This is a genomic window from Pseudomonas juntendi (assembly GCF_009932375.1).
Lineage (GTDB): Bacteria > Pseudomonadota > Gammaproteobacteria > Pseudomonadales > Pseudomonadaceae > Aquipseudomonas > Aquipseudomonas juntendi.
In genome coordinates, this window is the sequence record NZ_BLJG01000026.1 from 1 (window position 1) to 26,339 (window position 26,339).

Below are 26,339 nucleotides of genomic sequence, written 5' to 3' on the forward strand. Positions count from 1 at the left end.
GTCACAGGCGTTACTGGCCCGAAACAAACGTAGGAGCGAGCGCAGCTCGCGATAGCGCCGCGCGGGTGGCGCTCGATCTCACAGGCGCCGAAGATGCTCCGGCTACCCTTGCCAGGAACCATAGAATCTCCCACAGGACCGCGCTAAGCTTGAGCTCTGCACTGCTCCTGTGGGAGCCCGGCTTGCCGGCGATGGGCCGCAAAGCGGCCCCAATCGCTTGACTGACCGACATTAGGCGTTACGCCGCTCTTCAGCCAGGCACGCCGCGGCCGTGAACAGCACATCGGTGGAGGAGTTCAGCGCGGTCTCCGCCGAATCCTGCAACACCCCGATGATGAAGCCCACCGCAACCACCTGCATGGCAATTTCGCTGGGGATGCCGAACAGGCTGCACGCCAGCGGAATCAGCAGCAGCGACCCCCCTGCCACGCCGGAGGCACCGCAGGCACAGACGGCTGCCACCACGCTGAGCAGCAACGCTGTCGGCAGGTCGACCGGGATACCCAGGGTATGCACTGCGGCCAGCGTCAGCACGGTGATGGTGATCGCCGCACCGGCCATGTTGATGGTGGCACCCAGCGGGATCGACACCGAATAGGTGTCTTCATGCAAGCCGAGTCGCTCTGACAGTGCCAGGTTGACCGGGATATTGGCCGCCGAACTACGGGTGAAGAACGCGGTGATGCCGCTTTCGCGCAGGCACAGCAAGGTCAGCGGGAACGGGTTGCGGCGGATTTTCCAGTACACGATCAGCGGGTTCATCACCAGCGCTACGAACAGCATGCTGCCGATCAGCACTGCCAGCAGGTGCAGGTAGCCGAGCAAGGCGTTCAGGCCGGATTGAGCCAAGGTCGCGCTGACCAGGCCGAAGATGCCCAGCGGGGCAAAGCGGATGACTACACGCACGATCAGGGTGACACCGTTGGACAGGTCCTCGACCACGGTACGCGTGGTGTCGCCCGCATGGCGCAAGGCCACGCCCAGGCCCACGGCCCAGGTCAGCACGCCGATGAAATTGGCGTTGAGCAGGGCGTTTATCGGGTTGTCGACCGCGCTCAGCAACAGGTTCTGCAGTACCTCGGTAATGCCGCCCGGTGCGCTGAGCGTGGCTTCGCCGGTGCTGAGCACCAATGATGAGGGGAACAGCGTGCTGGCGATCACGGCCACCAATGCCGCGGCGAAAGTGCCCAGCAGGTAAAGCCACAGGATCGGGCGAATGTGGGTTTCCTGGCCATGCCGGTGGTTGGCGATCGAAGCCATGACCAGAATGAATACCAGTACAGGTGCCACTGCCTTGAGGGCACTGACGAAAACCTTGCCGAGGAAGGCCAGGTCGCCGGCCACGCTGGGGGCCAGCAGGGCCAGGGCGATACCGGCGAGCAAGCCGATGACGATCTGCGTCACCAGGCTGGTACGGTTGAGGAGGCGGAAAACAGAGGTCATGTGCAGCGTTATCTCGGATTCTGTAAAGGGCGGGACTTTAGCACAGAGCCTCGCCGGGCGGCCCGGCGCGCTTCGCGACCACTGCCGCCCCGCAAGCGAACTCGGGACAGACCGTGCGAACCAGCCCGGTCACCAGTGGAACAACTCTCGCCGCGCCCCCTCGGTAATTGCCACGATCCCTGGGTGCTTGACCTTGCGCTCCACCGAAATGGCATAGAACGACTCATGGACCGCCTCGGTCTGCCCGATCAGTTGCACGCCGTACTGTCGGCACACTTCCTCGGCGATCACACTGGGTGCAACGAAGATGCCGCTGCCCGACTGGCCGAAGGCCTGCATCAATGCGCTGTCATCGAACTCGCCGACAATGCGGGGCTGTACCTGCTGCTCGCCCAGCCACCGCAGCAAGCGGCTGCGCACCACGGTTTCCTGGCCGGGAATCAGCAGGGGGGCGTCCTGCAAGCAGGCAGGAAAGGCACCCGGGTAGCGCTTGGCCAATGCAGGGGTGGCAAAAAAACTCAGGCCGCATTCGCCAAGCTTCTGGCTGTAGCCCTTGATATCCAGGTTGTTGGGCATGGGGCTGTCGGAAATCACCAGGTCCAGGCGCTGGATGGCCAGGTCGCCGAGCAGCCGTTCGAGCTTGTCTTCGCGGCAATTGATGCGCAACACGTCGTCCAGCTCCATGGTCGGGGCCAGCAGGCGATAGACGATGGACTTGGGTACCACATCGGCTACGCCCACGCGGAACAGGATCTGCTCCTGTGGCCCGGCGCGCAGCATGGCCTCCAGTTCGCCACCAAGCTGGAACATCTGTTCGGCATAAGCCAGCGTCTGGCGGCCGGTTTCGGTCAGCTCCAGCTGCCGCCCCACACGCTGGAACAACTCCAGGCCGTAGGTGTGTTCGAACAGGCTGATCTGCCCGCTGATGGTTTGCGGGGTCAGGTTCAGCTGTGCGCTGGCGCGGGCGATGCTGCCGGTCCTGGCCACTGCCCAGAAGTAGTGCAACTGGCGGTAGTTGAGCACACTGTTTTCCCGATTCGTAAAACCCGAAGTATAACCGTTGAAAATACGAATTTTCCTGATGTATCGGCGTGTCTAGAATCCTTCGTTATCAGGCGCCTCGTGCGCTGCTGAAGTCACCACAAGCGAGGAACCCATGCTGCACTTGAAATCCATCGGCACGCCGCTGGTACTGGCCCTGGCGCTGTTTGCCCTGGCTGGTTGCGACCAGGCCGAGAAGTCCGCCCAGCAGATGCTCGACCAAGCTGCTCAATCGGCCAAGCAGGCCATCGACGACACCAACAAGGCCGCCCAGCAGGCGCTGAGCGAAGCCATTGGCAGTGAAGGGCAGAAGCCCGTGCAAGCTGAAAAGAACGAAAAAAGCCAGGAAATTTGACCCCAACCGCCGTTGCAGGATGTGAACAATGGAATATCTGCTGGAACTCGCCGCTAGCCCTACCGCCTGGATTGCCCTGGCTACGCTGGTGGCCATGGAAATCGTACTGGGCATCGACAACCTGATCTTCATCTCGATCCTGACCAACAAGTTGCCGGTGGCGTACCGTTCCAAGGCGCGGCGCATTGGCATCAGCATGGCCCTGATCATGCGCCTGGCGTTGCTCAGCACGGTGGCCTGGATCATCCAGCTGACCGACCCTGTATTCGAAGTGTTCGGCAATGCGTTCTCGTGGAAAGACATGATCCTGATTGCGGGTGGCCTGTTCCTGTTGTGGAAGGCTACCAAGGAAATTCACGAAAACGTCGACCCGCACGGTGCCAAGGAAGAGGCCAAGGTGGGCTCCACGGTGACCTTGGGCTTCGCTGCGGCGATCTTCCAGATCCTGCTGCTGGATATCGTGTTCTCGGTAGACAGCATCATCACCGCCGTGGGCATGACCGAGCACCTGCCGATCATGATCATCGCCGTGATCACTGCCGTGATCGTGATGATGGTCGCGGCCGACCCACTGGCCAACTTCATCAACGACAACCCGACTGTCGTGATGCTGGCCCTGGGCTTCCTGATCATGATCGGTATGACGCTGATTGCCGAAGGGTTTGGTGCCCATGTGCCCAAAGGCTACGTGTACGCTGCGATGGCGTTCTCCACCGCGATCGAGATCCTCAACATTCTCGCACGCAGGGCGCGGCTCAAGCGTGAGGCAGCTGAGCATTGACGGTGGGCAGCGGGGCGCTTTGCGCCCCGTTTGGCTGCTGAATGCTGCGCGGTCAGTGCACCCCCGCAGGCCGCCGTGCGCGCTGTACGTGCCGGGTTTTGACCGGCACCTGCGGCGGTTGTTGATTGGGCTGTGCATGACGCCGCACGATACGTAGTACACCCCATAGCATGGCGGCTGCGACGCTCAGCCACATGCCGACCAGCATGAGGATTGCCAGGGTCAGGCTCATCTGTGCCTCCATCGCTGCGGCAAACGCCAGAGTGACCGGCGTTTGCGTTCCAGACACTGCTTTAGTCTAGCCTTTCGCCTGGGACGTTCCATCGAACAAAGGTCTATCTCTGAGTCCGATTCGCTCCAAGCCGCTGTCGGACTATACCCGCGCCGTCGTCGGACCTATGATCAGTGGCCAGAGCTGGGCGCTGCCTGCCCGGCGTTGGAACAAGCGAGTGTCCATGCAGCAATCTTCCTTCAAGAGCGCCCGGCGGCTGCTGTCGGTCTTCATCGTGGCAGCCAGCCTGGCGGGCTGTGCCAGTGCGCCGCCCGCCAATCTCAAAGGCCTGCCGCAACGGGTCGAAATCAGCAGCGTGCCATTCTACCGGGGCAACGCCAACCATAGCGGCGCCATGGCCCTAGCAGCAGTGTTGTCGCAACAGGGGGCACCGATTACCCCGGGGCTGCTGGACAAGCCCCTGAACCTGCCACAGGGTGCCGACGCACTGGGTACCGCCATCCCTAGCGTGGCGCGGGATTACGGCATGGTGGTGTACCGCCTGGACAAGCAACTGGATGCGCTCTTGACCCAAGTGGCGGCGGGCAACCCGGTACTCTTGCGCTACGAAGACGGTTCCGCCTGGTGGGGCGAGCCGCGCTATGCGGTGCTGATCGGTTATGACCGCTACAAGCAGCGGGTGCTGCTGCGCTCGGGCATGCACCGCCGGCACATGATGGCATTCGACGCGTTCGCTTCGGCGTGGGCCGAGCAGGGCAGTTGGGCAGTGCTGGTGCAGCCGCCACGGCAATTGCCGGCTGAAGTGGATAGGCAACGCTGGTTGCAGGCGGCGGAAGAGTTATCGCGGGCGGGGCAGGAAATCGCGGCGAAGCAGGCGGTGAACAGCCTGAACAAATGATCGTTCCCATCATGGCCTTTTCGCAGGCAGACCCGACCCTCCACGAGCGTGTGCGCACCGCACAGCCCCATGGAGGAGCGGGTCCCGCCCCGAGGAGGCCTGCTACATCAGAAGCCCAGGCGGTCGCGCAGGCTGTAGTACCAGGCACCGATAGCGCTGAACGGCACGCGCAGCATCTGGCCGCCTGGGAACGGGTAGTGCGGCAGGCCGGCGAAGGCGTCGAAACGCTCGGCCTGGCCGCGCAGGGCTTCGGCCAGCACCTTGCCCGCCAGGTGGGTATAGGTCACGCCGTGGCCCGAGCACCCCTGGGAGTAATAGATGTTGTCGCCGATGCGACCTACCTGTGGCAGGCGCGACAGGGTCAGCAGGAAGTTGCCGGTCCAGGCGTAGTCGATTTTCACGTTCTTCAGTTGCGGGAAGGCCTTGAGCATCTTCGGGCGGATGATCGCTTCGATGTTGGCCGGGTCACGTGCGCCGTACACCACGCCACCGCCGAAGATCAGGCGCTTGTCGCTGGTCAGGCGGTAATAGTCGAGCAGGTAGTTGCAATCTTCCACGCAGTAGTCCTGCGGCAGCAGGGTGCGCGCCAGCTCTTCGCCCAGGGGTTCGGTGGTGATCACCTGGGTGCCGCATGGCATGGATTTGGCGGCCAGCTCTGGCACCAGGTTGCCCAGGTAGGCGTTACCAGCGACGATGATGAATTTGGCGCGGACCTTGCCCTGTGGGGTATGCACCACAGGGTTGGCGCCGCGCTCGATGCGCACGGCCGGGGTTTGCTCATAGATGATGCCGCCCAGCGACTCGACCGCTGCTGCTTCGCCCAGCGCCAGGTTCAGCGGGTGGATGTGACCGCCGCTCATGTCGAGCATGCCGCCGATGTAGCTGTCGCAGGCCACCACCTCGCGGATGCGCTTCTGGTCCATCAGCTCCAGCTGGTTGTGGCCGAAGCGCTCCCACAGGCGCTTTTGCGATTCCAGGTGGCCCATCTGCTTGCTGGTGAGCGCGGCGAAAACGCCGCCGTCCTTCAAGTCGCACTGGATGTTGTACTTGGCCACGCGCTCGCGAATGATACGCCCGCCTTCGAAGGCCATGTGGCCCAGCAACTGGGCCTGTTCAGGGCCCACAGTGCGTTCGATCACGTCGATGTCGCGGCTGTAGCTGTTGACGATCTGGCCACCGTTGCGGCCCGAGGCACCGAAGCCGACCTTGGCGGCTTCGACGATGCTCACCTTGAAGCCGTTCTCCAGCAGGAACAGGGCGCTGGACAGGCCGGTGTAGCCGGCGCCGATGATGCATACATCGGTTTCCACCTCACCCTGCAGCGCCGGACGTGGCGGCACCGGGTTGGCCGAGGCGGCGTAGTAGGACTGGGGGTAGGGGGTGTTAGCCATGCTGCAGGAACCTCGTGTTTTATATTTTTAACGAATGTAGCGATGCTATCAATAATAATAAACACCCGCTAGTCGTCTGTTGAAAATCCCTCACACAGTCGCAAGCGACCCTTCTCTATAAAGAGGTTTAGATTCAGTAGCTTAGCGCGAAAAAAAGTGTTGACAGGCTTTTCCAATTGCGTAGAATGCGCACCACACGACAGGCACATAGCTCAGTTGGTTAGAGCACCACCTTGACATGGTGGGGGTCGTTGGTTCGAGTCCAATTGTGCCTACCAAATCGAAGAAGGGGTGATCCGCAAGGGTCACCCCTTTTTTCATTGGTTTTTCCGGCGGTTGGCTGCAACACCGGGAAACTGCGAAAGTTTTTGATTTTTCTGAAAAAAACGCTTTACAGGTGCGCACTTGATCACTAAGATGCGCACCACACGACAGGCACATAGCTCAGTTGGTTAGAGCACCACCTTGACATGGTGGGGGTCGTTGGTTCGAGTCCAATTGTGCCTACCAAACTCCAGAAAGGGCGATCAGCAATGATCGCCCTTTTTGCATGTGCGCGTGAAGCAGCCTGTAACCTTTGGTCACGCTTCGGCCAGCGCGCAGCATGCTAGAATCCGCCCCTTCAAAACGGGAGGTACATGCGTGCGTAAACTGGCTGTGGTAATGGCAGTGCTCGCCCTGGCGGGCTGTGAGAACGAGGTCGAGGGCGTGCACAAGCAGGTGGCTGAACACTTGCACAACCCCAAGACGGCCAAGTTCGGCAACGTGCGGATCGACACCCAGGGCACCATCTGCGGCCAGGTCCGTGGCAAGGACGATGCCGGGCAGTACGAGGCCTACCGCAGCTACGTGGCGTTCAAGCGCGATGGCCAGTACGACATCATCGTGGACGAAACCGGCAACAACCTGCGTATCCGCGAGCTGTGTGGCGGTGCCGACCTGCAGCGTCGTGCCGAAGCGCTGGCCGACCAGCCGGCACCCGAAGGCTGGGATGTGGAGGTGGTGCAGGGCGCCAACATGGGCGCCCTCAGCGACATGACGGCCCGCCTGATCGAAAAGGGCATCCCGTCGTCGATGGAATACCGCGATGGCAAGCCGGTGGTGCTGATGGGGCCGTTCCCTACTCGCGAAGAGGCGCAGGCCCGCCGCGACGAAGTCATGGCCAAATTGGGCACCGACTCGGTGGTCATCCAGCACGGCGCAGCGCGCTGACCTGCGCGGCCAACCCGCTCCCAAGGCGCATGATAGGCACCTTGCGCCCAGCATTGGCTATGCTTGGGTAGGGAGAGGCTGAAATGGGGGGCGCCTGATGTCGACACTGGAGCGGGCCATAGCCGTGGCCGCCAGGGCGCATGAAGGGCAATACGACAAGGGTGGGGCGGCGTATATCCTTCACCCTTTACGTGTGATGCTGCGGGTTGCCACACCGGAACAGCGCATTGTTGCGGTGCTTCACGATGTGATCGAGGATACCCCGCTGACCCTCTCCGACCTGGCGCGGGAGGGCTTCGCGCTGAAAATTCTCGCAGCCCTGCTGGCGCTCAGCCGGCGTGAAGGCGAAGCTTATCAGGACTTTGTCGTGCGCCTGGGTGACGACCCGCTGGCGCGCACGGTCAAACTGGCTGACCTGGCCGACAACAGTGACCTTTCGCGTATTCCCTGCCCAGGCCCTGCCGACCTGGCGCGGCTGGCGCGCTATCGCGAGGCCAGCGCTTACCTGCAGGCACTTCGTTAGTTCAGCCGCAAACCTTGAGGTTGACTTGGCATAAGATGCAGATTCAAGCATTCTGAACCGCCATACTCCGTGACCTCGACATAGCCCATGAGCAAGCCAGTGTTCCGCCAGCCCTTTCTAGCGATTGGCTGCTCCCAATGTCGTGACCTCGCTAGCCTGGGTTTCGACATTACCATGGCGTTCCAGCCCATAATCCATGTGCCTTCAGGCAGGCCGTTCGCCTACGAGGCACTGGTTCGCGGTGTGAACGGTGAAAGCGCTGCGCAAATTTTGGCCAAGGTAACTCCCGACAACCTGTACCGCTTTGATCAGGCCTGCCGCGTGAAGGCCATCGAGCAAGCGGCTGGGCTGGGCTTGGGACGGCAGAAAGACTGTAAATTGAGCATCAATTTTCTGCCCAATGCCGTCTACCGTGCCAGCACCTGCATCCGGGCTACCTTGGAGGCCACAGTCACATTCGACTTCCCCGCCAATCTGCTGATGTTCGAAGTGACCGAAGGCGAGCGGATCGAGGACACCGAGCACTTGAAGTCGATCTTCAAGGAGTACGAGCGACAGGGCTTCACCACTGCAATAGATGATTTTGGGTCGGGTTACTCAGGGCTGAATCTGCTCGCAGAATTTCAGCCGGCTGTGCTCAAGCTGGATATGGCTCTCACTCGGGGAGTCAATCAGGATGTGGTTCGCCAAGCCATCGTGGCCGGTATCGTATTGGTGGCCGAGCGGTTGGGCATTACGCTGATTGCCGAGGGGATCGAGACTGACGAAGAGTGCCAAGCACTGGCGGCGCTGGGAATTGATTTGATGCAAGGGTATCTGTTCGCTCGGCCGCAGGTGAATGGGTTGCCGTTGTTTGAGCGGCTGTCTTGACCTTGGCCTGATGGTGCTCCCCTGGGCGGCACAGCAGGCGCAGGCCGGTAGCAGCGAAAAGCGCCACGCTCATGCCTGGTCAGTCTTCCTTCGGCACCGTCCAGAAAATCTGCACGCCGCCATCGTCACGGTGGGCAAGGGTGACGTTGTCGTTCTCGGCAATTTCCCCGAGCAGGGTTTCCCAGTCGTCCGGGCTTTCCTGTTCCAGGCGGAAGATCAGCGCCGCGCGGCTGCGTTGGGCGGTGGGGCTGTTGATGATCTTCTGGATGCGAACACCCAGCTGAACGTAGCTGCTTGGGGTGGCGGAGGCGGTGCTGGACACAGGAATATCCTTGTTGTGCTGTATGTGCGTACAGTATTTCAGCGTAAGCAATTTCGCAACAGCTTGTCAGGGAAAATCCGGCGAGGCTGGCCAGAGGGTTCGCACTGTAGGTGCGGGTCTGGTGTAATGGCGCCATTTTCGGAAGCTGCGCATGTATCGATTTCTTTCTCGTTTTCCTACCTCTACAGGCCTGGTCCTGCTGATTGCCGGCGACTTTGGTGCGCTTGACGATGCCTGGGCCGATGCCCCCACTGCCGTGGTGATCGAGCCGCTGGTGGTGAGCGGTGCCTACCTGCCCACCCGTACGTTCGACCTGCCGTTCTCGGTCGATACCATCGACTTGTCCCGTGGCACTGACGGCCAGTTGGGCGTCAACCTGTCGGAAGTGCTGGGCAAGGTGCCAGGGCTGGTGGTGCAGAACCGCCAGAACTACGCCCAGGACCTGCAGGTTTCTTCGCGAGGCTATGGCGCCCGCTCGGCCTTCGGGGTGCGGGGCATCAAGCTGATCAGCGATGGGATCCCGGCCAGTACTCCCGACGGTCAAGGGCAAGCGGCCACGCTCAACCTGGATGTGGCCGAGCGCATCGAGGTGTTGCGCGGCCCGGCCGCCACCCTCTACGGCAGCAACGCCGGTGGGGTTATCCAGATGTTCAGCCGCGACGGTCAGGGCCCTGCCCAGGTAGGTGCCGAAACCACCTTCGGCAGCGACGGTTTCAACAAGAACCACCTGAGCGCCGAGGGCGGTAACGACACGGCCGGTTTCCTGCTGGATGCGTCGCGCATGGACACCGACGGCTACCGTGACCACAGCGCGGCGCGCCGTGACCAGACCTTCGCCAAGGTCCATTTCAAGCCGGATAGCGAATCGCGCCTGGCGCTGATCTACAGCAGCCTGGAACAGAACGGCACCCAGGACCCACTAGGGCAGACCTGGGAAGCCTACAAGCACGACCCGCGCTCCAGCGCGGCAGTGGCGCAAACCTATGACACGCGCAAGAGCATCGACCACCAGCAGTTGGGCATGAACTATGAGCGCTACGTGGGTGACGCCACGTTGCAGCTGAACCTGTACGCCGGGCAGCGCCGGGTGGTGCAGTACCTGTCCATTCCCAGGACGGTGGTCTCGAACAGCCAGCGCGGGGGTGGCGTGGTCGATTTCGATCGGCAGTTCCAGGGCGGTACGCTGCGCTGGATCCAGCCGGTTGCCCAGGTGCCCGGCAATCTCACCCTGACCTTTGGCGCCGATTACGACCAGAGCAAGGATGACCGCCGTGGCTACCAGAACTTCAGCGCTGACCAGTTGGGTGTGAAAGGCGAGTTGCGACGTGACGAGCAGGACACCGCCACCAGCCTGGACCCTTACCTGCAGGCGCACTGGGAAATCGGTAACTGGACCAGCGAGCTGGGCTTGCGCTACAGCAGCATGAACATGCGCGTCGATGACCATTACCTGGCCAACGGTGACGCCAGCGGCTCCAAACGGTATCAGCAAGCTACCCCTTCGCTGTCTGTGATGTACGCCTTCACCCCTGATCTGCGTGGTTACGTGAGTGTCGGCAAAGGCTTCGAAACCCCCACGCAGGCCGAGATGGCCTATGCACCGGGAGCGGACGAACGCTTCAACTTCGGGCTCGAGCCTGCCACCAGCATGCAGTATGAAACGGGCCTGAAGTACCGGCTGAGCGAGCGCACGCGGCTGGACGCCGCCGTTTACCAGATCCAGACCGAAGACGAAATCGTCGTGGACCGTGCGACGGACGGCCGAACCAGCTATCGCAATGCCGGGCGTACCCTTCGGCGTGGTTTCGAGGCCCGTCTGCAGCAGGATTGGAACGACCAGTGGCAGGCCACTGTGGTGTACACCCGCACCGACGCGCGCTATGCCGAAAACGTCAGCCAGGCCATCGCACGTGGCAACCGCCTGCCAGGTGTGCCCCAGGACAACCTGTATGGCGAGGTGCTGTGGAAGCCGGTGGCGGCGGTCAGCATGGGCCTGGAAGGGCAGTACCGCAGCAAGGTGTATGTCGACGACAGCAACGCTGCCAAGGCGGCGCCGGCCTATGCCGTGTTCAATTGGCGTACGCGCTTCGAGCAGCATGTCGGCCCGTGGACATTCCACCAGCTGGTGCGCCTGGACAACCTGTTCGACCGGCAATATGTAGGGTCGGTGATCGTCGGCGACAGCAACGGGCGTTACTACGAGGCCGCGCCTGGGCGCTCATGGTATGCGGGGGCGGGTTTGGCGTACCGGTTCCAGTGACGGGCTACCGGGGCCGGGTGGCGCCTGCAGAGGCTGCCCAGCCACCGCTTGCAGTGCCGGTAGCGGTAGAATCAGCACCTGATCATACGCTTCAGAGGTAGATGCGGTGGAATTGCAGCAGGGCTTCGTCCTGACCCGGCATTGGCATGACACGCCCGAAGGGACCTGCGTGGAATTCTGGCTGGCTACCGATCAGGGGCCCCGGCAATTGCGCCTTGCCCCTCAGGACTCGGTAGCTTTCATCCCGCTGGCGCAGGCTGAACATGCCCGGGTGTTGTTGGCCAAAGAGCCAGGAGTACAGCTCAAGCCCTTGCAGTTGAAGGACTTCGAGCAGCGCCCGGTAATGGGGCTGTATTGCCGCCAGCACCGGCAACTGATGCAACTGGAGCAACGCCTGCGCAACGCTGGTATCGACGTTTTCGAAGCCGACATTCGCCCGCCCGAACGCTACCTGATGGAGCGCTTCATCACCGCCCCCGTGCAGTTCACCGGCAAGCCTGATGCACAGGGCGTGCTCTGCGAAGCTCAGCTCAGGCCGCTGGCAGGTTACCGCCCACCGCTGCGCCTGGTGTCGCTGGACATCGAAACCAGCGAACGTGGGGAGTTGTACAGCATTGCCCTGGAGGGCTGTGGCCAGCGTCAGGTGTACATGCTTGGCAAACCCAACGGCGACCCGGCGGGGGTGGACTTCGATCTGCACTACTGCGCCGACCGCGCCGAGCTGCTGGTGTGCCTGAACCAGTGGATGGCGCTGCACGACCCCGACGCGATCATTGGCTGGAACCTGATCCAGTTCGACCTGCGCGTGCTGCATGAGCACGCCAAGGCGTTGCAGGTAGCGCTGGCCTTGGGGCGCAGAGGCGCAGCCATGACCTTGCGAAGCCAGGGCGGCGGTGGCCACGTATTCGCCGACGCCCCGGGGCGCTTGTTGATCGATGGCATCGAGGCGCTGCGCTCGGCCACCTGGAGTTTCCCGTCGTTCAGCCTCGAAAACGTCGCCCAGACGCTGCTCGGCGAAGGCAAAGCCATCGACACACCCTACCAGCGCATGGACGAAATCAACCGGCGCTTCGCCGAAGACAAACCGGCCCTGGCGCGGTACAACCTGAAGGACTGTGAGCTGGTGACGCGGATCTTCGCCCACACCCGCCTGCTCGAGTTCCTGCTGGAACGCTCATCGGTTACCGGCCTGGCGGTGGACCGCAGCGGCGGGTCGGTCGCCGCGTTTTGCCACTTGTACATTCCGCACATGCACCGCCTGGGGTACGTGGCGCCCAACTTGGGCAGCCGCCCGGACGAAGCCAGCCCTGGCGGCTTCGTCATGGACTCGCGCCCAGGTTTGTACGACTCGGTACTGGTCCTGGATTACAAAAGCCTGTATCCCTCGATCATTCGCACCTTCCTGATCGACCCGGTGGGCCTGGTTGAAGGTTTGCAACGTCCTGACGATGAGCACTCGGTGGAGGGTTTCCGTGGCGGGCGCTTTTCCCGCAGCCAGCATTGCCTGCCGGCCATCGTCGAGCGTGTGTGGCAGGGCAGGGAGGCGGCCAAACGCGAGGGTAACTCGCCGTTGTCCCAGGCACTGAAGATCATCATGAACGCGTTCTACGGTGTGCTGGGTTCCAGCGGTTGCCGCTTCTTCGACCCCCGGCTGGCCTCGTCCATCACCTTGCGTGGGCACCAGATCATGCACCAGACCCGGGCGCTGATCGAGGCCCGGGGTTTCGACGTGATCTATGGCGATACCGATTCCACCTTCGTCTGGCTCAAGGGTGCCCATGCCGAGGAAGACGCGGTGCGCATCGGTCGCGAGCTGGTGGCCGAGGTCAACCAGTGGTGGCAAACGCACCTGCGCGAAAGCATGAACCTGGACTGCGCCCTCGAGCTTCAGTTCGAGGTGCATTACCGGCGTTTCCTGATGCCCACCATCCGTGGTACCGACGAGGGCAGCAAGAAACGCTATGCCGGGCTCAGGCAGCGGGCTGATGGCACAGAAGAAATGGTGTTCAAGGGCCTGGAATCGGTGCGCACCGACTGGTCACCGCTGGCCCGGGAGTTTCAGCAGGAACTCTACGCACGCGTGTTTCGTGGTGAGCCGTACCGTGATTACCTGTGTGACTATGTACAGCGCACGCTGGCGGGTGAAAACGACGAGCTGCTGGTCTATCGCAAGCGCTTGCGGCGACCACTGGCCGACTATCAGCGCAATGTCCCGCCCCATGTGCGTGCCGCACGCCTGGCCGACGACTACAACAAGCGCCTGGGCCGCCCGCTGCAATACCAGCGCGGCGGCTGGATCAGCTATGTGATCACCACCGCAGGCCCAGAGCCGCTGGAAAACCTGCAAGCCCCCATCGACCATGATCATTACATCAGCCGGCAGTTGCAGCCGGTGGCTGATGCCATCCTGCCTTTTGTCGGCGACGACTTCGCGCGGCTGATCGACCATCAACTGCTGCTGTTCTGAACGGGTAGTAGATAGCTAGCCGTCGGCATGCCCTGAACCTGCACAAACTCTAGCCTCAACGCCATCGCGGAGGCACAGATGCAGGGCAAATCCACTTCACCTTCGAATGCGGTCGACGCGCTTGCCATCGCGCAAGCCTGCCAGGACCATTACATTGCACAGCGGCTGCCGGCCTGGATGGCGAAGCTGACGGTGGCCGACTACCGGCTGCTGAGCCAGGCACTGTCGCAGTTGCTGGCTTGCCGGGAAGGGCTGACGCAAGCCCTGGCACAGGTGCGCAACCTGGATGATTTCAGCCGGCCTTTGCTGCAGCAGGCGCTGGCCCGCTTTGGCACCCTGGATGCCGACCGCGTGTGCCTGCGGCAATGGTATTACTTCACGTCGCCGACCATCAGTTATGTGACCGGTCGGCTTCCGGTGGCCGACAGCGATTACTACGATACGCCGCTGTTGGAGGCAGCGCTGGGCAACTTCACCGAGGCCGAGCAGCATGATCAGCCCCGCAAGAATTGCCTGGTGGATGCGCTGGGCGCCACGCGTACTGAGCTATCGGCAACGGCTTTCGTCAGGCTGTGCCGCACGCTGGACCTTGGCCAGCAGTACCAGGCGCACCTGGCGGGTGTTTTTCAGCCAAGCGTGCGCGAGCTGCTGGTTCGCCGCCAACGCTATGGCATGCTGGCCGATGCGCTTGCAGCCAGCGCACAGGGCGTGTTGAGCGCGGCCCAGCTGCACTGGGTGGTGCAACTGTGCATGCATGACACGCTTGGCACCCTCGCGGGATCGCCGGTCAGCGTCCGCCGGCTGGAACTGTTTGGTTGCCGCATGCAGCAGATCGTGGTGCTGGATGTCATTGCCGAGGGGACGTTCTACAACACCAGCAAGTACGTCCTGGTGTATGTACCTGGCGACCCCGCAGGCCCCTGGAGCGTGTGCAACGACCTGGAACACTACGCCCGCCGGGTGCTTGGCAAGCGTTTGCGCAAGAACGACTACCGGCGTTTCTTCAGCCGCTTCGTGCGCCGTCGCGACAGCCAGCGGTTTTTCTCTGCCGTGGGTGAGCGGCTCGACGATGTCACCCGCTGGGCGACCCGCAGCCTTGATGAACAGACGCATGTCTATGGTTTACCGCTGTTCGATGCCCTGGCTGATGACTGGATTGGCCAGGTCAAGGATGACGCGGCGATCATCGCCCCGCCAGTGGCGATGCTCGATCGCCAGGCTCAGGCCGAGCATGCCCGCCGTTTACAGGCTGAAGGGCAAACCCTGCTCGGCATCGCAGGGCTTTTCGTGCCCGCAATTGGCGCGGTGATGCTGGGTGTGATGGCCTGGGAACTGCTTGAGCAAAGCTTCCAGGCGGTCAGTGACTGGCAACAGAACGAACGCAATGCTGCGCTGGCCCACCTGCTGAATGTGGGCAAAGGGTTGTTAACCGTCGGTGCAACCGTTGCTGTTGTCGCGGCGGCGCGACGTGCCTGGAGCGTGGTAGACCCACTGGTGCCGGCGCAGCTGCCAGGTGGCGAGGAAAAACTGTGGAACACCGACCTGGAACCCTACCGTTGTGGCACCCCGCCGCCTACCGCAGTGCGGGACGAGCAGGGGATGTATCGCCTGGCCGAGCGCTGCTGGATCAGCATGGACGGTCACTGGTATGAAGTGGCGTGGCGCAAGAACGATGAACAATGGCAGTTGCTCCCTTACCAGGGCTATGCCCCCTTGCTCCGCCACAATGGCGCCGGTGCGTGGCGGCTGTGGTGCGAGCAGCCCGCCGAATGGGCAGACGCGCGCCAGCTGTTCCGCCGCCTGGGCAAGCCCTACAGCGACCTCGATGACCTGCAGATCGACCAGGCGCTGGCCATCCACGGGCTGGACGACCAGCACTTGCGGGCATGGCATGTGTATGGCCGAGCACCTGAGGCAGCGCTGGCTGACACGGTGCAGCGGCTGCTGTTCGCCGGGCGGATCCACACGTTGGTCGGTCAACTGCGCGAAGGTGCCGCCACCGCCGATCAGCAATTGCTGGCGCGGGTGCTGAGCCTTCCCCAGGCGGCAGGCCTGCACGGGCGCGCGCTGGCCGAAGTGGCCTGGGCCGGGCGCCGGGAGCTGCTGCAAGCCATGTACGAGGAGCATAACACCGGCCCGCAAACCCCTTGCCCTTTGCAACGGGCCTTCGCCAGCCTGCACCACCTGGCGGCCAGGGAAGTGATGCGCAATGCCAGCGAGGACGACCTGCAGCACCTGCAAGAGACCGGGCGCGTGCCGCTGTTCATGGCCGAGGCGGCCAGGCTGCAGGTTACGCGGATTCGAACCGCGCGGGTCTTCGAGGCGCTGCGCATCGATACCCCACAGAATCTCGACCTGGCGCGGGTTGTGCTGAACCTGCTGGGGCAGGTTCCGGGGGCCGGAGGGCCAGGCTGGCGATTGTTCGACGGTGAGGCCAGCGAGCCGCTGCTGACGATCGAAGGCGTGGGCCCAACCTTCGATCTGCTGCACCAGCATGGGGTGTTTCGCTTGCACGACCGTGCCCAGGCCGACGCCGCGGCTGCCGGGGAGCTGTTCGAAACACTGGCGGCGGCGTATGACGCCGAGGCACGAGCGGCCAGCCGGCGGCCTGCTGTGTTCGCACCCGTCCTGCGCCAGGCGGTGGCAGACCTCGCCTTCAACCAGCGGCCAGCCGTGCTGGTCGCCCTTGGCATGGGCCAGCGCCGCGGCGCCTTCGTGGCACCGCTGCGGCTCGCTGACGGCCGCATTGGCTACCCCATGGCCGGCGGCAGGTTATGGGCTGCGTTCGGGCGGTTCAGGCCGCGGGCGCTGCAGGCACGCCTGCGCGACCTGTACCCGGCCTTCAGCGACGAGCAGGTTGGCCAATGGTTGGCGTCAGCCGATGCCCGGGCCAGGTTGAGCGGCCTGGAGGCGCAATACCGACAGCTCAACAGCCACCTCGACAGGTGGGTATTCAATGCGGTTGCCACACCTGAACTGACTGCCCGACGTGAATTCAGAAAAGGCTTGATCGACTGCTGGCGCTTGCTCGTCCCCGAGTTGCAGGACCAGGCATCTGTGCAGGGCGGGCGCTTCATGCTGACCCAGACCCGCAGCCGTTTGCGCCAATTGCCTGGCCTGCCGGCCCAAGTGAGTTTCGCGCACGTGTCCATACTGGCCTTGCGCGCCATGCGGCTGGAGCAGGTGCCCGACGATTTCCTGCAGGCGTTTCCCAACTTGCGCAACCTGGAAATCACCAATTGCCGGCTGAGGCGCCTGCCGCTGCCTCAGATGCTGGCACAAAGGCTGGAGGTGCTCGACCTGTCAGGCAATCAGATCGCGCTCGACGAAAGCCAGGCGCTGGTCCTGGCCGGTTGCCGCTCCCTGGTGTACCTGAACCTTTCGGACAACCCCTTGCGCCGGGCATTTTCCGTGTTCGCCATGACCGAGCTCAACGCCTTGCACCTGTCACGCACGCAACTGCCGGAGTTTCCCTACGGCACGCTGGACGCGCCGCAACTGCACACGCTGGACCTCAGTGGCAACAGTATTTCAGTGCTGCCTGACGACCTGCATCAGTCACACCTGTGGCGCGCGGGCCGGGTCGAACTGTCGGGCAACCTGCTGGCGGCTGCATCGCAGGCGTCTTCCAGCTGGCATTGGCTCGAAGCGAGTCGCGTGCCGTATCGGTTCCGTTATCTGGACCTGGTGGCGGCAGAACGTCGCGATGAAATGGCCGCGTTGTGGGTACATCTGGAAGCCGATGAGGTATCGGACGACTTCTTCAAGACGTTGTCCGTACTGACCACCTCCGGCGCATTCAAGTTTTCCTCCACCGCCTGCGCGCTGGCAGCCCGGGTACTGGAAATGTTCGAAGCAATGAGTGAAGACACTGCGCTGCGGCTGGAGCTGTTCAGGCACGCCGCGGCGACGGATTGCCAGGACAACGCCACTGCCCGTTTCGCTGACCTGGAAGTGCGCTTGATGATATGGCGTACGCGCCGCCAGCAGGGTGGGCGCCCCCCGGAGCAGGGCTTGTTGTGGCTCGGCGGGCAGTTATGGCGCTTGGCGTTGCTCGATCAGTTCGCGGCAGAACATGCCCGCCGGTTGGGGGCCGGCAGTGAGTCACTCGAATTCGCCCTGGCTTACCGTGTTGCCTTGCGCACGGCCCTGGATTTGCCCGCCCAGCCCGGGGAGATGTTGTATACCGATATTGCCAGGCTGCAGGACACCGACCTTCGTTCGGCGCGTGCCTTCGTGCTGGCAGCGCAGACCCGTGACGGCATGGCTGAATACCTTTCCAGGCAACGCTTCTGGCAGGACTACCTGCGGGGCAGTTTCCCCGATCGCCTGCAAGTGCCGCAGGACATGCATGATGAACTGGAGCGGCTGATGGCGCTGGGCAACCAGGAAGCGCAGGTCGAGCGGCTGCAGATTCGGAATCAGCAGCGTGAGCATGCCCTGCTGTTGCAACTGACCCTCGAAGCCCTGGACAGAAACGCGCCCGGCGACAGCACGGCGGCGTAAAACGGCCAGCGCAGCGCTGCCGGCCGGTGGCTATGCGCTATGCTCAGAGCAGGCGGCGATGTTTGCACAGGCCTCGCCGCCCGGTCACGGAAATCGGAAGTTACCTTTGTGGCAAGCACGCCATGGGCGGTTGGTTTAGGCTCCCGCGTCGGATCTTTCTCCATGATCTGTAGTCTTTGGTTTATCGAGAGAATAAGGAGATATGCATGCTCGTCCGCTCACTGACCCTCGCCACCCTGCTCGCGCTTGCCGGCCCTTTGCATGCCGCTGACAGTGACGCACCGTTGGCCAAGGAACTGGGCAAGGCGCGGCCATTGGTGGTCATTGCGCCGAGCAGCGCCGACCCCACCCTGCGTGGGCTCAACAAAGCGCTCGAAGACCCGGCTACCCAGGCAAAATTCAAGGAGCGCAGCCTGGTGCTGTACAGCGTGGCGCAAATGATGGGCAAACGGGAGGACAAGAACCTCGAGCAGCAAACCACCATGGCGCTGATCCGCGAACTGAAGCTGGGGGCGAGCAAAGGCACCAAGGTGATTCTGGTGGGCAAGGATGGTGAGCGGCATGTGCTCAAGGATGACGAAGACAACACCGCCCTCGATCCCCAGGTGATCTTCGAGGCAGTCGATGCGCTGCCCGCGAGCGAGAAGGCGGTAACCGCACCAGAGCCGGTGGCGGCCGCACCGCAAACCAAGGCCAAGGACAGCAAACCTGCCAAACCGGCCAAGCCTGCCGCCCCGCCCAAGCCGCTGGAAGACTGACCGCGTGGCGGCCCTGAGCTTGCTCAGGGCCGTTGCCACGCAGGCCTGGCTCAGTCAGGAGAAGCTGGCGAAATGTGCCTGCATCCGCGCGGCGTCAGCCTGCCGGCCGCTGAACAGTTCGAATGCTTTCACAGCCTGGAACACCGCCATGTTGCTACCGTCCAGTGTGCGGCAGCCCAGCGCCCGTGCAGCGCGCAGCAGTTCGGTTTCCAGCGGGAAGTAGATGATCTCAGCCACCCACAGCCGTGCATGCAGCAGCGCCACTGGCAGCGGCGTGCCGGGTAGCTTGGCCATGCCGACCGGGGTGGTGTTGACCAGCCCGTCCGCATCGGCCAGTGCCGTGGCCAAGTCACCGCCAAGCATTGCCCGCCCCGCACCGAAATGCGCATTCAGGTTGTCGACCAGTGCCTGAGCGCGGGCGGTATCCACTTCGAACAACACCAGCTGTTCAACCCCTTCGCCCAGCAAGGCATGCGCCACCGCCGAGCCCGCGCCGCCAGCCCCCATCTGCACCACCTTGCGGCGGGCCACATCGGGCAGGCCGCGGCGCAAACCTTCGGCAAAGCCCAGGCAATCGGTGTTGTGGCCAACCCGCTTGCCGTCCTTGAGTACCACGGTGTTGACCGCGCCGATGCCGCGCGCTTCATCCGACAGCTCGTCGAGCAACGGCAGGATCGCCTGCTTGAACGGGTAGGTGATGTTCAGGCCGGTAAAACCCGTGTGCTGCGCAGCGTCGAGCAGGCCGGGCAGGGCGCTGTCGTCCAGTTGCAACTGGTCGGCGTCGATCAGCCGGTACAGATAGCGCAGGGCCTGGGCATCGCCTTCGTGCTCGTGCAGGGCCGGGGTGCGCGACAGTTGGATATCCCGGCCGATCAGGCCGGCAAGGATGGCAGGCTGGCTCATGCTGCACGCTCCTTGAGCAGTTCGGCGAAGTGGCTGATGGCCATGCGGTAGCCGTGGCTTCCCAGGCCGCAGATGACGCCGACCGCGATCGACGAAACGAACGACACGTGGCGGAACGGTTCACGTTTGTGCACGTTGGACAGGTGCACTTCGATGACCGGTACTTCGCTGGCCACCAGCGCATCGCGAATGGCTACCGAGGTGTGGGTCCAGGCACCTGGATTGATCACGATTCCGGCGCAGCGATTGCGCGCGGCGTGAATCCAGTCGATCAGTTCACCTTCATGGTTGGTTTGCCGGAATTCGACTTCCAGGCCGTGGGCATTGGCAGTGTCGGCGCAGTGTTGGCCAAGGTCGGCAAGGGTTTCGTAACCATACTGGGCCGGCTCTCGGGTGCCCAGCATGTTCAGGTTGGGGCCGTTGAGCACGAGAATGAGGGGCGTCATGACGGGCTTCGCTTTGTTGTTGTTGGATGTGCCTAGTTTTGTACTGACTGGTTAGTTCCGTCAATTGAGGGGAGCCGCCGTCCTGGGAAAGTGGGCGATTATCGAACCGCGTTCGCCGCCAAGGCGCGTTGGCGCACAGGCTGCACGCCTTACAGAATTGTAATTTTCATGCCACCACCCCGATAACCAGCCCTCTCTACAGTCCCTCGCCACCCTTCGTCGACGAGGACCTGTTCCGTGCTCATCCCCCGCAAGTTCGCCTTGCTCTGCCTGCTGCTGGTTGGCGCCACGAGCGCCCACGCCAGCCAGCGCTTGAGCTTGCCCCAGGCGCTGGCCGCCGCTTTTGCCCAGAACCCGGAACTGGCTGCCACCAGCCGCGAAATCGGCATTGCCGACGGCGAGCGGCGCCAGGCCGGGTTACTGCCCAACCCCGAGCTGGCGTGGGAGGTGGAGGACACGCGCCGGGACACCAGCACCACCACCATCACCCTCAGCCAGCCGCTGGAACTGGGCGGCAAGCGCGCTGCACGCATCGCCGCGGCCGGCGTCGGTCAGGCGATCGCCCAGCTTGACCTGGAACGCCAGCGCAATGGCCTGCGTGCCGATGTGGTCCAGGCGTTCCATGCCGCCTTGCGGGCACAGACCGCGCTGGAGCTGGCGCAGCAATCCCAGGCCTTGACCGCCCGCGGCTTGCGGGTGGTGCAGGGGCGGGTCACTGCCGGCCAGTCATCGCCCGTGGAGGCCACCCGCGCCCAGGTGCAACTGGCCCAGGCCGAGGCCCAACTGCGCCGCGCGCAAACCCAGCGTAGCGTGGCCTACCAGGCCCTGGCGCGTTTGACCGGCAGCCCGCTGGCCAGCTTCGACAGCTTGCAGGCGGCCAACCTTTCGCCTGGGGTCGCGCCCAGTCCTGACACCTTGCTCGCCCGCGTCGAGCAAACGGTCGAGTGGCGCCTGGCCGCCGCCCAGGTCGAGCGTGGCGATGCGGCGTTGGGCACGGAAAAGGCTCAGCGCATTCCCAACCTCACCGTCAGCCTTGGCAGCCAGTACAGCCGCGAAGAGCGCGAGCGGGTGAACGTGGTTGGCCTGTCCATGCCGCTGCCGTTGTTCGACCGTAACCAGGGCAACGTGCTGGCGGCTGCGCGCCGTGCCGACCAGGTGCGTGACTTGCGCAATGCCGTGGCCCTGCGCTTGCGCAGCGAAACCCGCAGCGCCGTCGACCAATGGGCCACGGCCATGCAGGAGGTGGCGGCCTACGACCGCACCATCCTGCCGGCTGCACAGCAAGCCGTGGACACCGCCACCCGTGGTTTCGAAATGGGCAAGTTCGCTTTTCTCGATGTACTCGATGCCCAGCGCACGCTGATCGAGGCCCGTGGCCTGTACCTCGAGGCCCTGGCCACGGCGGCCGATGCACGCGCGCGGGTCGAGCGTATCTACGGCGACCTCGATGACCTGGGCAACCCAATGATCAGCAGGAGCAGCAATGACTAACCCACGCAAGTTGGCCCTTCTGGCAGCCACCCTGGCCGCGTTAGGCCTCGGTGGCCTGGCCTGGACCGGTACGCTCGGCCAGGCAGCCACTGCCCAGCCAGCTGAAGACAGCCATGAGCATGGCGAGGCGGACGCCGCCGAAGGCCATGCAGAAACAGAGCACGACGATGAACAAGGGCAGGTGCACCTGTCCATCGCCCAGATCGAGGCTGCCGGGGTGCAGTTGGTTGCTGCCGGGCCGCGCGCGCTGGGTACAGCCATAAACTTCCCCGGTGAAATCCGTTTTGACGAGGACCGCACCGCCCACGTGGTACCGCGGGTGCCGGGTGTGGTCGAGGCAGTCCAGGCCGAATTGGGCCAGGCGGTCAAGCGCGGGCAGGTGCTGGCGGTAATCGCCAGCCAGCAGATCTCTGACCTGCGCAGCGAGCAGCAGGCTGCCCAACGCCGCCTTGAGCTGGCGCGCCTGACCTTGCGCCGCGAACAACAGCTGTGGCAGGAGCGCATCAGCGCCGAGCAGGATTACCTGCAGGCGCGCCAGGCGCTGCAGGAGGCCGAAATCGCCTTGGCCAATGCCCGGCAGAAGGTCGCGGCGGTAGGGCCGGCAGGTGCCGGCAACCGCTATGAACTGCGCGCACCGTTCGACGCCGTGGTCGTGGAGAAACACCTGAGCGTGGGTGAGGTGGTCGACGCGACCAGCAACGCCTTCACCCTGTCTGACCTGAGCCGGGTGTGGGCGACTTTCGCCGTGGCACCGCGTGAGTTGGACAAGGTACGCACCGGCCGTACGGTCATGGTCAGCGCGCCAGACCTGGGGGCCCAGGTCGAAGGCAAGGTCAATTATGTTGGCAGCCTGCTCGGCGAGCAGAACCGTGCCGCCACCGTCCGTGCCAGCCTGGCCAACCCTGACGGCGCCTGGCGCCCCGGTTTGTTCGTCAATGTTGCGGTCAGCATCGAACGTTTCGAGGCTGCGGTAGTGGTGCCTGAAATCGCCTTGCAAAGCCTGGACGCGCAGACCGTGGTATTTGCCCGCACCGAGCAGGGCTTCGAGGCCCGACCCGTAACCACCGGCCGTCGTGATGCCGGGCAGGTGGAAATCACCAGCGGCCTGGCCGCCGGAACCCAGGTGGCTGCCGCCGGCAGCTTCGTTCTCAAGTCGGAGCTGGGCAAAGGCTCGGCCGAGCACAGCCATTGACCAGGGGTACGCCTGCATGTTCGAACGCCTGATCCAATTTGCCATCGAGCAGCGCCTGGTGGTGATGCTGGCTGTGGTCCTGATGGCCGCGGTGGGCATTCACAGCTACCGGCAGTTGCCGATCGACGCCGTACCGGATATCACCAACGTCCAGGTGCAAATCAACACGGCCGCAGCCGGTTACTCGCCCCTGGAGACCGAGCAGCGCATCACCTTCGCCATCGAAACCGCCATGGCCGGCCTGCCCGGGCTCAAGCAGACGCGCTCGCTGTCGCGCTCGGGGTTGTCACAGGTCACGGTGATCTTCGAGGACGGCACCGACCTGTTCTTCGCCCGCCAGTTGGTCAACGAGCGCCTGCAAGTGGCGCGCGAGCAACTGCCCGAGGGCATCGAGGCTGGCATGGGGCCGATCTCCACCGGGCTGGGGGAGATTTTTCTGTGGACGGTGGAAGCCGAAGAGGGGGCCCTGAAGGAAGACGGCACCCCCTACAGCGCAACCGACCTGCGCGTGATCCAGGACTGGATCATCAAGCCGCAGTTGCGCAACGTGCCCGGGGTGGCAGAGGTCAACAGCATTGGCGGGCACGCCAAGCAGTACCTGATTGCGCCGGACCCCAAGCGCCTGGCGGCCTACAAGCTCACCCTCAACGACCTGGTCGCGGCGCTGGAGCGTAACAACGCCAACGTCGGCGCGGGTTACATCGAACGTAACGGCGAGCAGTTGCTGATCCGCGCGCCTGGCCAGGTGGCCTCGGCCGATGATATCGCCAACATCGTCATCTCCAGCGTGGACGGCACCCCGATCCGCGTCAGCCACATTGCCCAGGTAGGCCTTGGCGAAGCGTTGCGCTCGGGGGCGGCGACCGAAAACGGCCGCGAGGTGGTGCTGGGCACGGTATTCATGTTGATCGGCGAAAACAGCCGCACGGTATCCCAGGCAGTGGCTGCCAAGCTGGTGGAGATCAACCGCAGCCTGCCCGAAGGGGTGTCGGCGGTGACCGTGTACGACCGCACCAACCTGGTGGAAAAGGCCATCGCCACGGTGAAGAAGAACCTGATCGAGGGGGCCATTCTGGTGATCGCCGTGCTGTTCCTGTTCCTGGGGAACATTCGCGCGGCACTGATCACCGCCATGGTCATTCCGTTGTCGATGCTGTTCACCTTCACGGGCATGTTCGCCAACAAGGTCAGCGCCAACCTGATGAGCCTGGGCGCGCTGGATTTCGGCATCATTGTCGACGGCGCGGTGGTGATCGTGGAAAACGCCATCCGCCGACTGGCGCATGCCCAGCAACGGCATGGCCGCATGCTGACGCGCAGCGAGCGCTTGCACGAGGTGTTTGCCGCCGCCCGCGAAGCACGGCGGCCACTGATCTACGGGCAGTTGATCATCATGGTGGTGTACCTGCCGATCTTTGCCCTGACCGGGGTCGAAGGCAAGATGTTCCACCCCATGGCCTTCACCGTGGTCATCGCCCTGCTTGGCGCGATGCTTCTTTCGGTGACCTTCGTACCCGCTGCGATCGCCCTGTTCGTCACCGGCAAGGTCAAGGAAGAAGAGGGCCTGGTAATGCGCACCGCGCGGCAGCGTTATGCGCCGGTGCTGGCCTGGGTGCTGGGCCGGCGCCGGCGTGCATTTGCCGGGGCAGCGGCCTTGGTGCTGTTGTCCGGGGTAATGGCCAGCCGCATGGGCAGCGAATTCATCCCCAGCCTCAGCGAGGGTGATTTTGCCCTGCAGGCCCTGCGTGTGCCGGGCACCAGCCTGTCGCAATCGGTGGACATGCAGCAGCGCCTGGAGCAGGCCATCATCGCCCAGGTGCCCGAGGTGGAGCGGGTGTTTGCCCGTACCGGTACCGCCGAGATCGCTGCCGACCCGATGCCGCCGAATATTTCCGATGCCTATGTGATGCTGCGCCCGCGCGAGCAATGGGTCGACCCCGGTAAGTCACGCGAGGCGCTGATCGCCGACGTGCAACGTGCCGCCGCCAGTGTTCCCGGCAGCAATTATGAGTTGTCGCAGCCGATCCAGTTGCGTTTCAACGAGCTGATTTCCGGTGTGCGCAGTGACGTGGCGGTGAAGCTGTTCGGTGACGACATGCAGGTGCTCAACCGTACTGCCGCACAGATCGCCGGCAGCCTGCAGGGCGTACCCGGTGCGTCCGAGGTGAAGGTCGAGCAGACCACGGGCCTGCCGGTGCTGACCATCGACATCGACCGCGACAAGGCCGCCCGCCATGGCCTGAACGTGGGCGATGTGCAGGATGCCATCGCCACCGCGGTGGGCGGCCGCAAGGCGGGCACCTTGTACGAAGGTGACCGGCGGTTCGATATGGTGGTGCGCCTGTCGGAAACCTTGCGTACCGACGTGGATGGGCTGGCCAGCCTGCTGATCCCGGTGCCGGCCAGTGGGGGTGCGGGCACCGGGCAGATCGGCTTCATCCCGCTGTCGCAGGTGGCCACCCTTGACCTGCAACTGGGGCCGAACCAGGTCAGCCGCGAAGACGGCAAGCGGGTGGTGGTGGTCAGCGCCAACGTGCGGGGGCGCGACCTGGGCTCGTTCGTGCAGGAGGCCGAGCAGGTATTGCGCGGCCAGGTGCCGATACCGCCTGGGTACTGGACACGCTGGGGTGGCCAGTTCGAACAGCTGCAATCGGCGGCCGAGCGCCTGCAAGTGGTGGTGCCAGTGGCCTTGCTGCTGGTCATGGCGTTGCTGTTGATGATGTTCAACAACCTCAGGGATGGCCTGCTGGTGTTCACTGGAATTCCGTTCGCCCTCACAGGGGGCGTCCTGGCCCTGTGGTTGCGCGACATTCCCTTGTCGATTTCCGCTGGCGTGGGCTTCATTGCCCTGTCGGGGGTGGCCGTGCTCAATGGCCTGGTGATGATTGCCTTCATCCGCGGGTTGCGGGAGCAGGGGCGAACGCTGCGTGCGGCGGTCGAGGAGGGCGCGCTGACCCGTTTGCGGCCGGTACTGATGACCGCGCTGGTGGCGTCACTGGGCTTCATTCCCATGGCCTTGGCGACGGGCACCGGGGCTGAGGTACAGCGGCCATTGGCGACCGTGGTGATTGGCGGAATCCTGTCTTCGACCGCCTTGACCTTGCTGGTATTGCCGGCGTTGTACCAATGGGCTTATCGACGCGAAGAGGCGCAGGAGGGGTAAAGCCCTGGGGCCGCTGGGGCGGCCCATCGCGGCACACCTCCACCCTGCAGGGTGTGCCTGGTGGGGGCAACTGTCTTGCTCAAAA

20 protein-coding genes and 2 tRNA genes are annotated in these 26,339 nt (G+C 63.7%); 15 read left to right on the forward strand and 7 right to left on the reverse strand.

Going from position 1 to position 26,339, the window contains the following annotated elements:
* Positions 1-231: 231 nt before the first annotated feature.
* Together sstT and nhaR are read right to left on the reverse strand one after the other, a co-directional pair.
* Entirely contained in the window at positions 232-1,443 is a 1,212-nt protein-coding gene (gene sstT / locus GYA94_RS03460; protein WP_029884964.1) for a serine/threonine transporter SstT, read from the reverse strand.
* Positions 1,444-1,572: 129 nt separating this feature from the next.
* Positions 1,573-2,466 (reverse strand): transcriptional activator NhaR, encoded by an 894-nt coding sequence (nhaR, locus tag GYA94_RS03465; RefSeq protein ID WP_110679487.1) that lies wholly within the window; start codon positions 2,464-2,466, stop codon positions 1,573-1,575.
* A gap of 133 nt (positions 2,467-2,599) precedes the next feature.
* Between nhaR and GYA94_RS03470 the strand changes: the two genes are divergently transcribed.
* Together GYA94_RS03470 and GYA94_RS03475 are read left to right on the forward strand one after the other, a co-directional pair.
* Positions 2,600-2,839, forward strand: coding sequence for a hypothetical protein (locus GYA94_RS03470; protein WP_054905235.1), 240 nt, complete (start codon positions 2,600-2,602; stop codon positions 2,837-2,839).
* A gap of 28 nt (positions 2,840-2,867) precedes the next feature.
* Positions 2,868-3,620, forward strand: a complete 753-nt coding sequence (locus GYA94_RS03475; RefSeq protein WP_161891787.1) for a TerC family protein — start codon at positions 2,868-2,870, stop codon at positions 3,618-3,620.
* A gap of 52 nt (positions 3,621-3,672) precedes the next feature.
* Here GYA94_RS03475 and GYA94_RS03480 read toward each other — a convergent pair whose 3' ends face one another.
* Positions 3,673-3,852 carry a hypothetical protein gene (locus tag GYA94_RS03480; protein ID WP_110679488.1) on the reverse strand — a complete coding sequence of 60 codons (180 nt, stop codon included), beginning with the start codon at positions 3,850-3,852 and terminating at the stop codon, positions 3,673-3,675.
* A 166-nt stretch (positions 3,853-4,018) separates the two neighbouring features.
* Here GYA94_RS03480 and GYA94_RS03485 point away from each other — a divergent pair, with 166 nt between their 5' ends.
* Positions 4,019-4,750: a peptidase C39 family protein gene (locus GYA94_RS03485; RefSeq protein WP_161891788.1), complete on the forward strand. Its 732-nt coding sequence runs from the start codon at positions 4,019-4,021 to the stop codon at positions 4,748-4,750.
* Between the two features lie 107 nt (positions 4,751-4,857).
* On the opposite strand, the gene GYA94_RS03490 is transcribed toward GYA94_RS03485, so the two are convergent.
* Entirely contained in the window at positions 4,858-6,141 is a 1,284-nt protein-coding gene (locus tag GYA94_RS03490) for an NAD(P)/FAD-dependent oxidoreductase (RefSeq protein WP_110679490.1), read from the reverse strand.
* A gap of 201 nt (positions 6,142-6,342) precedes the next feature.
* On the opposite strand from GYA94_RS03490, the gene GYA94_RS03495 reads away from it, so the two are divergent.
* The 5 genes from GYA94_RS03495 (at position 6,343) to GYA94_RS03515 (ending at position 8,746) form a co-directional block, all read left to right on the forward strand.
* Positions 6,343-6,419 (forward strand) — tRNA-Val (locus GYA94_RS03495).
* Between the two features lie 155 nt (positions 6,420-6,574).
* Positions 6,575-6,651, forward strand: a tRNA-Val gene (locus GYA94_RS03500).
* Between the two features lie 132 nt (positions 6,652-6,783).
* Positions 6,784-7,353: an SPOR domain-containing protein gene (locus GYA94_RS03505; RefSeq protein WP_161891789.1), complete on the forward strand. Its 570-nt coding sequence runs from the start codon at positions 6,784-6,786 to the stop codon at positions 7,351-7,353.
* Between the two features lie 97 nt (positions 7,354-7,450).
* A complete protein-coding gene (locus tag GYA94_RS03510; protein WP_009682779.1) occupies positions 7,451-7,876 on the forward strand; it encodes a hypothetical protein in 426 nt (141 codons plus the stop codon).
* Between the two features lie 87 nt (positions 7,877-7,963).
* Positions 7,964-8,746, forward strand: a complete 783-nt coding sequence (locus GYA94_RS03515) for an EAL domain-containing protein (RefSeq protein ID WP_161891790.1) — start codon at positions 7,964-7,966, stop codon at positions 8,744-8,746.
* 79 nt (positions 8,747-8,825) lie between these two features.
* On the opposite strand, the gene GYA94_RS03520 is transcribed toward GYA94_RS03515, so the two are convergent.
* Positions 8,826-9,068 (reverse strand): DUF1654 domain-containing protein, encoded by a 243-nt coding sequence (locus tag GYA94_RS03520; protein WP_009682781.1) that lies wholly within the window; start codon positions 9,066-9,068, stop codon positions 8,826-8,828.
* 151 nt (positions 9,069-9,219) lie between these two features.
* On the opposite strand from GYA94_RS03520, the gene GYA94_RS03525 reads away from it, so the two are divergent.
* The 4 genes from GYA94_RS03525 to GYA94_RS03540 all read left to right on the forward strand — a co-directional run bounded on the left by GYA94_RS03525 (position 9,220) and on the right by GYA94_RS03540 (position 19,059).
* Positions 9,220-11,328 (forward strand): TonB-dependent receptor family protein, encoded by a 2,109-nt coding sequence (locus GYA94_RS03525; protein ID WP_161891791.1) that lies wholly within the window; start codon positions 9,220-9,222, stop codon positions 11,326-11,328.
* A gap of 106 nt (positions 11,329-11,434) precedes the next feature.
* Complete coding sequence (locus GYA94_RS03530) at positions 11,435-13,795, forward strand: DNA polymerase II (RefSeq protein WP_161891792.1); 2,361 nt, start codon at positions 11,435-11,437, stop codon at positions 13,793-13,795.
* Between the two features lie 78 nt (positions 13,796-13,873).
* Positions 13,874-18,301 (forward strand): NEL-type E3 ubiquitin ligase domain-containing protein, encoded by a 4,428-nt coding sequence (locus tag GYA94_RS03535; RefSeq protein WP_161891793.1) that lies wholly within the window; start codon positions 13,874-13,876, stop codon positions 18,299-18,301.
* A gap of 206 nt (positions 18,302-18,507) precedes the next feature.
* Complete coding sequence (locus GYA94_RS03540) at positions 18,508-19,059, forward strand: DUF4174 domain-containing protein (RefSeq protein ID WP_009682785.1); 552 nt, start codon at positions 18,508-18,510, stop codon at positions 19,057-19,059.
* A 54-nt stretch (positions 19,060-19,113) separates the two neighbouring features.
* On the opposite strand, the gene GYA94_RS03545 is transcribed toward GYA94_RS03540, so the two are convergent.
* The gene (locus GYA94_RS03545) at positions 19,114-19,962 is read right to left on the reverse strand and encodes a shikimate dehydrogenase (protein WP_161891794.1); all 849 of its coding nucleotides are present in this window, start codon (positions 19,960-19,962) and stop codon (positions 19,114-19,116) included.
* On the reverse strand, positions 19,959-20,408 hold the full coding sequence (gene aroQ, locus GYA94_RS03550) for a type II 3-dehydroquinate dehydratase (RefSeq protein WP_029884970.1): 450 nt from the start codon (positions 20,406-20,408) through the stop codon (positions 19,959-19,961). Before aroQ ends, GYA94_RS03545 begins: the two co-directional genes overlap by 4 nt.
* A gap of 237 nt (positions 20,409-20,645) precedes the next feature.
* Here aroQ and GYA94_RS03555 point away from each other — a divergent pair, with 237 nt between their 5' ends.
* From GYA94_RS03555 to GYA94_RS03565, 3 genes are read left to right on the forward strand one after another with little or no spacing between them, the layout of a single operon-like run.
* Positions 20,646-21,899, forward strand: a complete 1,254-nt coding sequence (locus GYA94_RS03555; RefSeq protein WP_161891795.1) for a TolC family protein — start codon at positions 20,646-20,648, stop codon at positions 21,897-21,899.
* Complete coding sequence (locus GYA94_RS03560) at positions 21,892-23,091, forward strand: efflux RND transporter periplasmic adaptor subunit (protein ID WP_054911915.1); 1,200 nt, start codon at positions 21,892-21,894, stop codon at positions 23,089-23,091. Before GYA94_RS03555 ends, GYA94_RS03560 begins: the two co-directional genes overlap by 8 nt.
* 16 nt (positions 23,092-23,107) lie before the next feature.
* Positions 23,108-26,254, forward strand: a complete 3,147-nt coding sequence (locus GYA94_RS03565; protein WP_161891796.1) for an efflux RND transporter permease subunit — start codon at positions 23,108-23,110, stop codon at positions 26,252-26,254.
* Positions 26,255-26,339: the final 85 nt, after the last annotated feature.

Coding starts and splice junctions, on each gene's coding strand:
- GYA94_RS03485 (WP_161891788.1), top strand. CDS start 4,019: ATGATCAGTGGCCAGAGCTGGGCGCTGCCTGCCCGGCGTTGGAACAAG.
- GYA94_RS03540 (WP_009682785.1), top strand. CDS start 18,508: ATGCTCGTCCGCTCACTGACCCTCGCCACCCTGCTCGCGCTTGCCGGC.
- aroQ (WP_029884970.1), bottom strand. CDS start 20,408: ATGACGCCCCTCATTCTCGTGCTCAACGGCCCCAACCTGAACATGCTG.
- GYA94_RS03510 (WP_009682779.1), top strand. CDS start 7,451: ATGTCGACACTGGAGCGGGCCATAGCCGTGGCCGCCAGGGCGCATGAA.
- GYA94_RS03565 (WP_161891796.1), top strand. CDS start 23,108: ATGTTCGAACGCCTGATCCAATTTGCCATCGAGCAGCGCCTGGTGGTG.
- GYA94_RS03560 (WP_054911915.1), top strand. CDS start 21,892: ATGACTAACCCACGCAAGTTGGCCCTTCTGGCAGCCACCCTGGCCGCG.
- GYA94_RS03470 (WP_054905235.1), top strand. CDS start 2,600: ATGCTGCACTTGAAATCCATCGGCACGCCGCTGGTACTGGCCCTGGCG.
- GYA94_RS03545 (WP_161891794.1), bottom strand. CDS start 19,962: ATGAGCCAGCCTGCCATCCTTGCCGGCCTGATCGGCCGGGATATCCAA.
- GYA94_RS03475 (WP_161891787.1), top strand. CDS start 2,868: ATGGAATATCTGCTGGAACTCGCCGCTAGCCCTACCGCCTGGATTGCC.
- sstT (WP_029884964.1), bottom strand. CDS start 1,443: ATGACCTCTGTTTTCCGCCTCCTCAACCGTACCAGCCTGGTGACGCAG.
- GYA94_RS03480 (WP_110679488.1), bottom strand. CDS start 3,852: ATGAGCCTGACCCTGGCAATCCTCATGCTGGTCGGCATGTGGCTGAGC.
- GYA94_RS03490 (WP_110679490.1), bottom strand. CDS start 6,141: ATGGCTAACACCCCCTACCCCCAGTCCTACTACGCCGCCTCGGCCAAC.
- GYA94_RS03525 (WP_161891791.1), top strand. CDS start 9,220: ATGTATCGATTTCTTTCTCGTTTTCCTACCTCTACAGGCCTGGTCCTG.
- GYA94_RS03535 (WP_161891793.1), top strand. CDS start 13,874: ATGCAGGGCAAATCCACTTCACCTTCGAATGCGGTCGACGCGCTTGCC.
- GYA94_RS03515 (WP_161891790.1), top strand. CDS start 7,964: ATGAGCAAGCCAGTGTTCCGCCAGCCCTTTCTAGCGATTGGCTGCTCC.